We start from the raw sequence: 11911 nt of genomic DNA, 5'->3' as shown, positions 1-11911 counted from the left end.
TTTTTATATATACTAGTTATTGCTGACGCAGTAATTGTTTTTTAATCTACTGCAGATGGGCGAATAGCTCAGTTGGGAGAGCACCTGCCTTACAAGCAGGGGGTCACAGGTTCGAGCCCTGTTTCGCCCACCATTTTATATTATACGGAGGTGTAGCGTAGCGGTTTAACGCGCCGGCCTGTCAAGCCGGAGATCGCGGGTTCAAATCCCGTCTCCTCCGCCATTTTGGTGAGATAGCTCAGTCGGTAGAGCAGTGGATTGAAAATCCACGTGTCGACAGTTCGATTCTGTCTCTCACCACCATTTTTGAGCGGGAGTAGCTCAGTGGTAGAGCATCACGTTGCCAACGTGAGGGTCGCGAGTTCAAATCTCGTTTCCCGCTCCATTCAATTTGCAGCCAGGCGGCATAGCCAAGTGGTAAGGCAGAGGACTGCAAATCCTTTATTCCTCGGTTCAAATCCGAGTGCCGCCTCCAAATATAGTTTTAAAATATATCTTATTTAAGAATCCAAATCAAAGGGTTATTTAGCTATTTAGCTAATCCTATGATTTGGGTTTTTTATTTGTATTTTTTTGCTAAAAAATTGAGCAGCTAATTTAATTAAAAGATACAGAGAGCAGTTTTTAAAACAAGCCCAAAAATTATCAGAGAAAGCAAAAAAATTTGGCCTTTTGTCTTGACAATAATAGAACCCGTTGATATAATACAAAATGTCGCAAGATAAAAATAAGCTTAAAAATACTTATTAAAGTTTTGTGCCGGGGTGGCGGAATTGGCAGACGCATCGGACTTAAAATCCGGTGGGAATTTATTCCCGTGTCGGTTCGAGCCCGACCCCCGGCACCACTTTTTAAGTTGGTATAGCTCAGTTGGTCAGAGCGCTACGTTGACATCGTAGAGGCCAGTGGTTCGAATCCACTTACCAACACCATTTTAAATCAGATATAATTTGCCGGGGTGGCGGAATTGGCAGACGCATCGGACTTAAAATCCGGTGGGAATTTATTCCCCGTGTCGGTTCGAGCCCGACCCCCGGCACCACTTTTTATTCCACTAGCTTTTTCTGAAAAGTCAAAGCAATAGGTGGATTTTTTTGTCTTACTTGACTTTTTATTTAAGAAGTTTTATAATTAATATTAATAAAATTAATAAATATTAAATGCAGAGATTGGGAAGAGTATTTTTGCTGAATGTTAAAAGAGAATTGTGTCAGAGGCTGAAAACACATAACATTTCTGCAGATTGAAAACCACCCATGAGCAGGCAGAAGGAAAATAGTATTTCTGTCCGGATATAAACCGTTATTTTATTAAGTGAATGTTCATCTATAATTAGAGATGAATATTAACTAGAGTGGAACCGCGATCCGTCGTCTCTATTATTGAGATGAGGGATTTTTTGTATTTTAAAGACCTTTAATAGCTTATAAATAGATTTTAGAAAATAAAAGGGGGAGAAATAAATGTCAGAGGTTAAAATTACATTACCAGATGGCTCGCAAAAAGAATATGATGCTGGAGTTACAGTAGAGGAAATAGCTTATTCAATAGGTAGTGGTCTGGGGAGAGATGCTATAGCTGGTGTAGTTGATGGCAGAAAAGTCGATGCATATTATGAAATCACAGATGATGTAGAACTCTCTATCATTACAATTGATAGTGAAGAAGGTTTAGAGGTTATTAGACATACAGCTTCACATGTGATGGCCCAGGCCGTAAAAAGACTTTATGATAATGTACAGGTTGCTATTGGTCCGGATATTGAGGATGGATTTTATTATGATTTTGATTTAGAAGAGAGTTTTAATCAGGAGTCATTAGAAGAGATCGAGGCAGAGATGCAAAAGATTATTGATGAGGATATAGAGGTAAGAAGAAAAGAATTGCCCAGAGAAGAAGCAATTGCTTTAATGGAGGAGAGAAATGAGGATTATAAAATAGAATTAATCAATGGATTAGATGACGAAATGATCAGCCTATATTTCCAGGGTGATTTTGTTGATCTCTGTAGAGGTCCTCATCTTCCTTCAACAGGTTATGTGAAAGCTTTTAAATTATTAAATACTGCTGGAGCATACTGGCGTGGTGATGAAAACAATGCCATGCTGCAGCGAATATATGGTACAGCTTTTGCTTCCCAAAAAGAACTGGAAAAATATCTAGAACGTAGAGAAGAAGCCAAAAAGAGAGATCATAATAAACTGGGTAGGGAATTAGACCTTTTCATGACAGTAGATGAGATCGGTCAGGGATTACCCCTATTAAAGCCTAAAGGAGCAAAGGTAGTTCAAATATTACAGCGTTTTGTAGAAGATGAAGAAGAAAAAAGAGGCTACCAAATAACAAAAACTCCCTTTATGGCCAAAAGTGATTTATATGAAATTTCTGGTCACTGGGAACATTACAAAGATGGTATGTTTATTTTAGGTGATGAAGAAAAAGATGATAATTTAATGGCATTAAGGCCGATGACATGTCCATTTCAGTTTCAGATCTATAATTCAAAACTAAGAAGTTACCGTGATCTTCCGATCAGATATTCAGAAACCTCCAGCCTTTTCAGAAATGAAGCCTCTGGTGAGATGCATGGTTTAATTAGACTGCGTCAGTTTACGATTTCTGAGGGACACTTAATTGTTACTCCTGAGCAGTTAGAAGAGGAGTTCAGAGGAGTAATTGATCTGATAAACTACATGATGGAGTCAATAGGTATAGAAGATGATATCTGGTACAGATTTTCTAAATGGGATCCAGAAAATAAAGATAAATATATCGACAATCCAGAAGCCTGGAAAGATTCACAGGCAAAGATGAAAACCATCCTGGATAACCTTGATATGGAATATGAAGAGGCAGATGGAGAAGCTGCTTTTTATGGTCCTAAATTAGATATTCAGTTCAAAAATGTCCATGGTAAAGAAGATACAATAATTACAGTACAGATAGACTTTGCCCTGCCTGAGAGATTTGATATGACATATATTGATGAGAACAATGAAAAACAGCATCCGATTGTTATTCACAGAACTTCAATCGGTTGTTATGAACGTACTTTAGCAATGTTGATTGAAAAATATGCAGGTGCTTTTCCAACCTGGCTGGCTCCTGTACAGGCAAAAATAATTCCTGTTTCTGATGATCAGCTGGATTATGCTTATCAGATTAAAAAAGAACTTGAAGCAGATGATATCAGGGTAGAGGTTGATGCTCGAACCGAAAAGGTAGGCTATAAGATTAGAGAAGCTCAGGTTGAACAGGTTCCATATATGCTGATTGTTGGCAGCCGTGAAGAAGAAAACGGCAGTGTTTCTGTACGTGAAAGAAGAGAAGGAGACCTCGGTACAAGTCCACTTGCAGAATTTAAAGAGAGAATTCTTGCTGAGATAGAAAACAAAGTTATTAACAAAGAAGATGCAATATAGATATAGGTACCTGGTACCTATAAATTAAAAAAAGAAGAAAAGCCTTGTGGTACCTATGGTCTTACCATAGGTACCTGGTACATATAACAGAATGGAGGGTAATATGGGAATAAAATATGGGATTACTGCAGGTACTCCTTTTGATACTAAACTGGGAGAAATATTTTTTAGTAAAAAAGGACTGGAAGTTGTTTCTGCCTATATTTCAGAAACTGCTGATGAGCAGAACAGGTTGCAGTATATTTCACCTAAAAAATTGGAGATTAAAACAATAAATACAATTAGGCATTTGAAAAAGGCCGGGGCAAATATAATAATTATTTACTGTAATTCTTTAAGTGCTGTGCTTGAGGTAGATAAAATAAGTGCTCTGACTGATATCCCTATCTTAACCCCATTAGCTGTTTATAAAAATCTTGATCTAAGTTCTTTAGATAAGCTTGCTATACTGGCTGCTAATTCTCAAAGTGCGGCTAAAATTGAAAATATCATTGCAGAAAAGAATCCTCATCTAGAATTTGTTAGTGCTGGAATTATGCCAATTATTAATGCGATTGAAGCTCAAAAAGATCCAACAGAAATATTAGCTGAAGCCGGACTTCAAGAACTTTTAGTAGCTTTTAGAACCATGGGAGCCGATACATTACTTTTAGGATGTACTCATCTGCCCTATCTTAAAGAGGAGATAAAGGGCTTTTATGAAAACATTATTGATCCTGCAGACAAAATTAAAGTTATGGCAGAAAAGCTTTTAGCTCACAAATAAGAAGTAGCTAATTATCAACAAATAGCAAATTGGAGGGATTTTTTATGGGAAAAGATATTTTTGAACTGCGCAGTAGTGTAAGAAAATTTAGTGATGATCCGGTATCTGATGCTGATATTAAGAAAATGCTTAAGGCAGCAACTCTGGCTCCTTCGGGAAAAAATATGCAGAACTGGCACTTTGTAATAGTAAAAAATAAAGATAAAATAAATGAGCTTGCAGATATCATAGCTAAAAAAAATAAAAAGCTAAGAGATGCTGTTGATGATGGAGATTTAAAAGATAATTTCAAGAAATATTTAAAATTCGGCACCTTTTTTAAAGATGCTCCGGTTTTAGTATTGTTTTTTGCTGCTCCCTATCCAGTAACAGGTAGAAATATTATGGAAGCTGCTGGTTCACCTAAGGAAGAAATTGAGGCACTTATGAAAGCTGAACCCGGTATCCAAAATATTGCAGCTGCTGCAGAAAACTTTATGCTAAAAGCTGCTGAGCTTGGCTATGGAACCTGCTGGATGACAAGTCAGAATTATGCTGCTTTAGAGATAAAGGCCAGTCTAGAGGCAGATTTTGATAAAAGCATTTTTGATCTGGCCTTAATTACTCCACTTGGTGTGCCTGCTGGCGAGGTTAGTTCACCGAAAAGAAAAGCTCTTGAAGAAGTAACGAGCTGGCTTAAATAAATGAACTAAAATAGCACAAAGTTAAGCTGATATTCTTGACAGGTGTTTTTGGCTGTGATATACTCATTAAGGAAAAGAAAGTAGAGACACCTGTTTCTCACCAGCAGAGCTGGTTAATATCAGTAATTTAATTGCAGCAGAGTTATAGCTATTTTGCTGTAGAAATATGCTTTTAAAGTATATTTGTTCTACTGATTTTGTATTTAACGGGTGGTTTCTACCATCCGTTTTTTGTTTTCTATATCACTCAGGAGGTGCATAAATATCGTTAATGATTTAAGAGTCAATGATCGTATTAGAGCAAAAAAGGTTAGGCTAATCGATCCCGAGGGTAATCAGATTGGTATCAAGTCACGGGATGAAGCACTAGACAGTGCTGCAGAACAGGGTTTGGACTTAGTTGAGGTTGCTCCCCAGGCTAATCCACCTGTTTGTAGAATAATGGATTATGGAAAATATAAATATGAACAGGCTAAAAAAGAGAAAGAAGCCAAGAAAAACCAGAATGTAATGAATGTCAAAGAAGTTCAGATGGGTGTTAAAATAGAGGATCACGACTTTAATGTAAAATTAAAGCAAGCTCGCAGATTTTTAAACAACAAGGATAAAGTAAAGGTAAGAATCCGTTTTAGAGGTAGAGAAATGATGCATAAAGAATTAGGCTATAACCTTATGGATCGTCTGATCGAACAAACAGATGATATCGGTAAGGTAGAAAGTAAGCCTAAGATGGAAGGTAGAAATATGATGATGTTTCTAACTCCAGATCTTGATGATTAAATTAAAGTGCATTGATCCTTTAATTTAGAGAAGGAGGGAAATTCATGCCAAAGATTAAAACACATAAAGGTATAGCAAAAAGAGTTAAAACTACTGCCAGTGGAAAAATTAAGCGTCATAAAGGATTTCACAGTCATATTTTAACTAAAAAATCTGGTAAAAGAAAAAGAAAGCTTCGTAAAGCAACAATGCTTGATAAAACTTATCAAAAAAGATATAAAAAATTACTACCATATAAGTAAGAAAAACTATAACTTAAATAAGAATTTGTTAAATTGGAAGGAGTGTCACAAAGATGCCACGTGTAAAAAGAGGTAATAAGGCGCGTAAGCGCAGAAAAAAGGTTTTAAAAATGGCTAAGGGATATTTTGGCTCCCGCAGCAAATTATTTCGTCCTGCTAATCAGGCAGTAATGAAATCTCTTCATTATGCTTATGTAGATAGAAAAAAGAAAAAGCGTAATTTTAGAAGACTCTGGATCACCAGAATCAATGCTGCTGCAAGACAGGAAGGCTTATCTTACAGCCGTTTTATCAATGGTTTAAGACAGGCTGAAGTTGAAATAGATCGTAAAATGTTAGCCGATCTGGCTGTAAATGACTCAGATGCATTTTCAGATCTGGTTGGTTTAGCAAAAGAACAGCTAGGAAATTAATAAATGAATGAAATTATAAGCAGTTCTCAAAATGATAAAATTAAATATTTAAATAAGCTCTATCGGAGCAGAACAAGACGAAAAGAAGGTGTCTTTGTTCTGGAAGGAAAAAGGCTTATTGAGGCTGCATCAGCAGGAGGAGCAGATTTTGAACGGGTCTTTCTCTCTCCTGCTTTTTTTAAAGCTGATAAAAACAAAGATTTAATCGATAAGCTGCAAAACAGGGTCAGCCTGGACCTGGTCAGTGAAGAATTATTAAAAGAAACTGCAGCTACAGTTAATCCTCAGGGGATTATCGCTATTGTTAAAGAACCTAACTACAGCAGTGAAAAGTTTTTTAAAACTGCAGATAAAATTTTACTATTAGACAGGATTCAGGATCCAGGTAATATGGGAACCATGATTAGAACTGCAGCAGCAGCTGGATTTGAGGCAGTAATTGCCCTAAAAGGTTCGGTGGACATCTATAACCAGAAGGTTATCAGGGCAAGTATGGGTGGTATTTTTGCCATCCCAATCTGGCAGAAAGTTTCTAAAAATGAATTTAAAAAAGATTTAAAAGACAGGGCAGCTGATTTTGAACTGCTTGCAGCTGATATTAAGGCTGAAAAATATCATTTTGAGCATCAATACCAGCAAAAATTAATTTTAATGATCGGTAATGAGGCCAATGGTCTGGCAGAAGATCTGCTTAATATAGCAGATATGAAGGTTAAAATACCGCTTAAAGGAGAAATGGAATCTTTAAATGCTGCCATCGCAGCAGCCGTTATTTCTTTTGAGATTTTGGCCCAGCAGTTAAAGTGATTTAAAGTTCTTGTTAACTTAAATTACTTATGGTATAATCAAAGTTGAAAATTATAATACTTAAAAGCTGAGAAAGAGAGAGTAGCTTAGACTTTCTATTACAGGAAATAACCGTCTTAACTGAGAGCGGTTTAATAGCAAAGCTGGGTGAAGTTCACTCTGGAGCTGAAAACTGAATTGAGTAGGTTTTTCCGGAAGTTATTAAAACTTCCGTTAACAAAACAAAGTGATTCCATTAGTTTAAAATGGAGTAAACAGGGTGGTAACACGGTTATCTCGTCCCTTTTGGGCGGGATTTTTTTGTTTTAAAAAAACTTTTCTTTTTAATATATTTTGGAGGTGTTAAATTTGGATTTACTTAAAGAGCTTAAAAAAATAGAAAAAGAAGCAGAAAAAGAACTAAAAGAACTGGCTGATCTTGATCAATTAGAAGAATTAAGGATTAAATATTTAGGAAAAAAAGGAGCGATCCAGTCCATATTTAGTCAAATGGGGAAAATTGCTTCTGATAAGAGGCCGGTAGTTGGCAAAGAAGCCAATCAGCTTAAATCTAAAATTGAAAACTGGCTTAATGAACAAAAAGAAGTATTAGAGTCTAAAGCAGCAAAAGAGCGTTTTAAAAAAGAAAAAATAGATGTCACCCTACCTGGAGCAAAGGTTAAAGCAGGTAGACAGCATCCTCTTTCTTTAATTACCAGAGAATTAGAAGATGTTTTTATCGGACTTGGTTACACAATCGCCGAAGGTCCAGAAGTAGAAAGTGAATACTATAATTTTGAAGCCTTAAATATTCCCGAACATCATCCTGCACGTGATCTGCAGGACACCCTATATATCGATGACAATTATTTGCTGAGAACTCATACTTCTCCAGTACAGATAAGAACTATGGAAGCACAGGAACCACCGGTTCGGATCATCGCACCTGGTAGAGTTTATCGCTCTGATGAGCTTGATGCTTCCCATTCACCGATCTTTCATCAGGCAGAAGGTTTAGTAATTGATAAGGGTATTTCTTTTAGTGATCTTAAAGGTACCATAGAATTGATAATCGAAGCCCTATTTGGTGAGGATAGAGATGTAAGATTTAGACCCAGCTATTTCCCTTTTACTGAACCCAGTGCAGAGGTTGATGTTTCCTGTATTGTCTGTGGTGGAGAGGGATGTCCACTCTGTTCTAGAACAGGCTGGCTTGAGATCATGGGTGCTGGAATGGTCCACCCTAATGTGCTGGAAATGTCAGGTTATGACAGCGAGTATTACAGTGGTTATGCTTTTGGGGTAGGTTTAGATAGACTTGTTTTATTAAAATATGGAATTGATGACATCAGAGTTCTCTATGAAAATGATAAGAGATTTTTACATCAATTTTAAACATTTTTATTAAAGATATAACTTATGGTTAGCTAATACTTTAATCAGAAAAAGAAAGGATGATAAATTTGCAGATTTCATATAACTGGCTAAAAAAATACATAAATATTAATTTTAGTGCTGAAGATCTTTCCGAAAAGCTGACAATGGCTGGTCTGGAAGTTGAAGCTTTAGAATATCTTGGTCAGGGTTTAGAAGATATAATAATCGCAGAGATCACTAAAATAAAAGAACATCCAAATGCAGATAAACTGCAGATCTGTTATATTAGAACCGAAGCAGGAGATGAAGAAATTCCTGTAGTAACCGGTGCTCCAAATGTAGAGGAAGGACAGAAGGTTCCCTTTGCTGGAGTCGGCAGCAGCCTGCCCGGAGGGATGGAAATTGAAGAAGTAAAGTTAAGAGGTGAGATCTCAAAAGGTATGATCTGTTCTGCTGATGAGCTCGGCTTACAGGAAGAACGAGCAGCAGGAATTATGGTGCTTGATTCTGATGCTCCACTCGGTCTCAGCTTTATAAAATACATGAAACTTGATGACTATATTTATAAATTAGATTTAACTCCAAACTATGCCCGCTGTCTTGGCATGCTTGGTGTAGCAAGAGAGATTAAATCACTCTATGCTCAAGATAAAGAACTGATCAAGCCAACGATTCAATTTAATGAAGATAAAAATGAAACTCATATTTCTGAGCAGGTAGAAATAGAAATTAAAGATCCTGATCTCTGTCCCCGCTATAGTGCTCGTTTAATTAAAGATGTAGAGATCAAAGAATCACCAGACTGGATACAAAGACGGCTTAAAGCAGCTGGGATTAGACCGATTAACAATGTGGTTGATATAACAAACTTTGTTTTAATGGAATATAATCAGCCCTTACACTCTTTTGACTATAATAAAATAAAAGATGGTAAAATAATTGTCCGCAGGGCTGAAAAAGGAGAAACGATTACAACCCTTGATGAAGAACAAAGGCTTTTAGATGATGAGATGCTGGTCATTGCAGATCCAGATGAGGCGGTTGCTGTGGCAGGTGTAATGGGTGGTTTTGAAAGCGAAGTTACTGCTCAAACAACCGATGTCTTGATAGAATCAGCCTATTTTAATCCGGTAAGTGTGCGTAAAACGGCTAAAAAACTGGGTATGCATTCAGATGCCTCTCATCGCTTTGAAAGAGGGGTTGATATTGAAAAGGCGGTTGAAGCAAATAATAGGGCCTGTCAGCTTTTAGAAAAATGTGCAGGTGGAACGGTCGTTCCAGGGGTAATTGATGAATATCCAGGCAAATATGAGCCGGCAGTAATTGAACTTGACTGTGATCGGGTTAATGAACTATTAGGAGTTGAGTTAGAAGAAAGCAAGATTATTGAAATCTTAAAAAGGCTACAGTTCTCCTTAGAAAAAAAAGAGGATAAGGTTTTGGTTACTGTACCATCATTTAGAACAGATGTCAGCCGTGGTGCTGATTTAGTTGAAGAGATCGCTAGAGTTTACGGCTATAATGAGATAGAATCAAGTCGTCCAGTATCTAAACAGCGGGGAAAAAGAACGGCCAAACAAAATTTCGAAAAAGATCTTAAAGAATTGCTTAATTCTGGTGGGCTTGATGAGGTAATAACTTACAGTCTTCAGGCTAAAAAAGGTTATCAGGATTTAAATTTAACCCAGGTAGAGAGATTCAATAATTTTGTTGAAATTAAAAACCCTTTAAGTGCAGCTTTTGGGATCTTAAGAACAACTTTAATTCCTGGTTTAATCGATGTGCTGGCTTCTAATGCCCGCCGCCAGGGAGCTGAGATGGCTGTATTTGAAACAGGGACAGTCTTTAGAAAAGAGGGAGATAATAAAAGGCCTTTAGAATTAAATAAGCTTGGGGGAGGACTCTTTGGAGCTGAAGATAATCTCTGGCAGCAGGATGCTCCCAATTTTTATCAGCTTAAAGGTGTTTTAGAGATGCTGTTTGAACATATTTTGCTTGAAGATTATCACTTAGAATTTGCTGAACAAAGACCCTATCTCCATCCCGGTAGAAAAGCCAATATTATTGTTGAAGGACATAAACTCGGTTTTATCGGAGAGATTCATCCTGAATTAGCAGAAAAAAATGATCTGCCTCAGGGCACAACCATTTTCGAAATGGACCTGGATAAACTCTTTGAATTGAGTAAGGATAAGAGTTATCATTATAAACAAATTACCAAATACCCGGTACTTGATCGTGACCTGGCGGTAGTAATTAAAGAAGATATTGCAATAGGAGAAATCTATCAGGCAATTAAATCTGAAGCAGGAGCTATGCTTAAAGAATTGAATCTATTTGATATCTATCAGGGAGACCAGATCAAATCAGGTTATAAGAGTGCTGCTTTTGAATTAAAATTCCAGGCAGAAGATAGAACTCTCCGTGATGAAGAGGTAAATGAGCGTTTTAATAAAATTGTAGACCATTTATCAGAGCAATATTCAGCAGAAATTAGAGGAAATTAATATTTTAGGCAGGAATTTAGCTTTTTGTAATGAATATAGTATAGTAGACTACTAAAGCTGGAGATGTTGCCAATGAGAGCAGAAAATGAAGAAAACAAAAACAAATTTAAATTAAATGTCTTAGGAGATAGTTTTACAGTCACTGGAGATTTTGATGAAGAATATATTAATAAACTTGCTAATTATGTAGAAAAAACCGGTAAGGAAATTAAAAATGCTTATCCAAAACTTCCCTTTAGAAGATTGACCCATTTAACAATGATAAACTTAGCTGATGAGTATTTTAAGCTGAGAAGTCGGTGTGTGGAACTGAGTAGAGAAAAAGAAAGGCTCAAAGAAGCGAATCAAAGTCTGCATCAGGAACTAAAAAAACTGAGGCAGGAGAACGAGGAGTTAAATTCTCTGCTCGAGGAGGTAGAATAATTGGATATTATTAATTTCTTCGACATCATTATTCTGGTTATGATGCTGTTTTTTGCCTATAATGGTTTCAGGCGTGGTTTTATCGATCAGACAAGTACTATTCTGGGTTTGATTGCCGCTTTATTCGTGGCGGTAAGGCAGTATGACTATTTCCGTGTTTTACTGGAGCCTTATCTTGATCTTTCTACTTCACTGCTGCAGTTTATTAGTTTTGTAGTAGTTTTTATAGTAGTTAATATTGCTATACATGTAGTGGGAATCACAATTAAGCGGATCATAGATGCGATCTTTTTAAAACCTGTAGATAGAGCAGCCGGTTTTATCCTTGGACTTGTCAAGGCAGGTATCATTATTTATCTGCTGGTGATAATTCTGGCAGAAATTCCTTATCAAAATTTAAATGATGTGGTAGAACAGTCTTTTTTAGGGAGCAGACTTCTAGAAGCTTCTCCCTATATACAATCTCAAATAGAAGAACTTTTTCGGCCATGATAATTTCATGGCCTTTAATC

General features: G+C 36.7%; 11 protein-coding genes, 8 tRNA genes and 2 other annotated features. All 19 genes read left to right on the top strand.

Annotated features, from left to right (window positions below):
* Positions 1-57 precede the first annotated feature (57 nt).
* The 19 genes from HALSA_RS07495 to HALSA_RS07405 all read left to right on the top strand — a co-directional run bounded on the left by HALSA_RS07495 (position 58) and on the right by HALSA_RS07405 (position 11891).
* Positions 58-133: transfer RNA gene (locus tag HALSA_RS07495), tRNA-Val, on the top strand.
* Between the two features lie 13 nt (positions 134-146).
* Positions 147-223 (top strand) — tRNA-Asp (locus HALSA_RS07490).
* A gap of 4 nt (positions 224-227) precedes the next feature.
* A tRNA-Phe gene (locus HALSA_RS07485) sits at positions 228-303 on the top strand.
* A gap of 7 nt (positions 304-310) precedes the next feature.
* Positions 311-385, top strand: a tRNA-Gly gene (locus tag HALSA_RS07480).
* Positions 386-400: 15 nt separating this feature from the next.
* A tRNA-Cys gene (locus tag HALSA_RS07475) sits at positions 401-475 on the top strand.
* Positions 476-758: 283 nt separating this feature from the next.
* A tRNA-Leu gene (locus tag HALSA_RS07470) sits at positions 759-847 on the top strand.
* An 8-nt stretch (positions 848-855) separates the two neighbouring features.
* A tRNA-Val gene (locus HALSA_RS07465) sits at positions 856-932 on the top strand.
* 20 nt (positions 933-952) lie between these two features.
* Positions 953-1042: transfer RNA gene (locus HALSA_RS07460), tRNA-Leu, on the top strand.
* A 114-nt stretch (positions 1043-1156) separates the two neighbouring features.
* Positions 1157-1381, top strand: a binding site (T-box leader).
* Positions 1382-1463: 82 nt separating this feature from the next.
* On the top strand, positions 1464-3422 hold the full coding sequence (gene thrS / locus HALSA_RS07455) for a threonine--tRNA ligase (RefSeq protein ID WP_013405983.1): 1959 nt from the start codon (positions 1464-1466) through the stop codon (positions 3420-3422).
* A 103-nt stretch (positions 3423-3525) separates the two neighbouring features.
* Entirely contained in the window at positions 3526-4188 is a 663-nt protein-coding gene (locus HALSA_RS07450) for an aspartate/glutamate racemase family protein (RefSeq protein ID WP_013405982.1), read from the top strand.
* 44 nt (positions 4189-4232) lie between these two features.
* Positions 4233-4871: a nitroreductase family protein gene (locus HALSA_RS07445; RefSeq protein WP_013405981.1), complete on the top strand. Its 639-nt coding sequence runs from the start codon at positions 4233-4235 to the stop codon at positions 4869-4871.
* Between the two features lie 210 nt (positions 4872-5081).
* Positions 5082-5651, top strand: coding sequence for a translation initiation factor IF-3 (gene infC / locus HALSA_RS07440; protein WP_013405980.1), 570 nt, complete (start codon positions 5082-5084; stop codon positions 5649-5651).
* A 44-nt stretch (positions 5652-5695) separates the two neighbouring features.
* Positions 5696-5893, top strand: coding sequence for a 50S ribosomal protein L35 (rpmI, locus tag HALSA_RS07435; RefSeq protein ID WP_013405979.1), 198 nt, complete (start codon positions 5696-5698; stop codon positions 5891-5893).
* Between the two features lie 53 nt (positions 5894-5946).
* The gene (gene rplT / locus HALSA_RS07430; protein WP_013405978.1) at positions 5947-6306 is read left to right on the top strand and encodes a 50S ribosomal protein L20; all 360 of its coding nucleotides are present in this window, start codon (positions 5947-5949) and stop codon (positions 6304-6306) included.
* Between the two features lie 3 nt (positions 6307-6309).
* A complete protein-coding gene (locus HALSA_RS07425; protein ID WP_013405977.1) occupies positions 6310-7113 on the top strand; it encodes a TrmH family RNA methyltransferase in 804 nt (267 codons plus the stop codon).
* A gap of 60 nt (positions 7114-7173) precedes the next feature.
* Positions 7174-7400 (top strand) — a binding site (T-box leader).
* Positions 7401-7461: 61 nt separating this feature from the next.
* Positions 7462-8487 carry a phenylalanine--tRNA ligase subunit alpha gene (gene pheS / locus HALSA_RS07420; RefSeq protein WP_013405976.1) on the top strand — a complete coding sequence of 342 codons (1026 nt, stop codon included), beginning with the start codon at positions 7462-7464 and terminating at the stop codon, positions 8485-8487.
* 68 nt (positions 8488-8555) lie between these two features.
* On the top strand, positions 8556-10976 hold the full coding sequence (pheT, locus tag HALSA_RS07415) for a phenylalanine--tRNA ligase subunit beta (protein ID WP_013405975.1): 2421 nt from the start codon (positions 8556-8558) through the stop codon (positions 10974-10976).
* A gap of 72 nt (positions 10977-11048) precedes the next feature.
* A complete protein-coding gene (locus HALSA_RS07410; protein ID WP_013405974.1) occupies positions 11049-11399 on the top strand; it encodes a cell division protein ZapA in 351 nt (116 codons plus the stop codon).
* Positions 11400-11891 (top strand): CvpA family protein, encoded by a 492-nt coding sequence (locus HALSA_RS07405; protein ID WP_013405973.1) that lies wholly within the window; start codon positions 11400-11402, stop codon positions 11889-11891. It abuts the gene before it with no gap.
* Positions 11892-11911: the final 20 nt, after the last annotated feature.

Source organism: Halanaerobium hydrogeniformans (assembly GCF_000166415.1).
Lineage (GTDB): Bacteria > Bacillota > Halanaerobiia > Halanaerobiales > Halanaerobiaceae > Halanaerobium > Halanaerobium hydrogeniformans.
This window is presented reverse-complemented; position numbering and strand designations above follow the sequence as displayed.

Excerpts from the sequence above, each read along its gene's own strand:
- thrS (WP_013405983.1), top strand. The coding sequence starts at position 1,464 with ATGTCAGAGGTTAAAATTACATTACCAGATGGCTCGCAAAAAGAATAT.
- HALSA_RS07450 (WP_013405982.1), top strand. The coding sequence starts at position 3,526 with ATGGGAATAAAATATGGGATTACTGCAGGTACTCCTTTTGATACTAAA.
- HALSA_RS07445 (WP_013405981.1), top strand. The coding sequence starts at position 4,233 with ATGGGAAAAGATATTTTTGAACTGCGCAGTAGTGTAAGAAAATTTAGT.
- rpmI (WP_013405979.1), top strand. The coding sequence starts at position 5,696 with ATGCCAAAGATTAAAACACATAAAGGTATAGCAAAAAGAGTTAAAACT.
- rplT (WP_013405978.1), top strand. The coding sequence starts at position 5,947 with ATGCCACGTGTAAAAAGAGGTAATAAGGCGCGTAAGCGCAGAAAAAAG.
- HALSA_RS07425 (WP_013405977.1), top strand. The coding sequence starts at position 6,310 with ATGAATGAAATTATAAGCAGTTCTCAAAATGATAAAATTAAATATTTA.
- HALSA_RS07410 (WP_013405974.1), top strand. The coding sequence starts at position 11,049 with ATGAGAGCAGAAAATGAAGAAAACAAAAACAAATTTAAATTAAATGTC.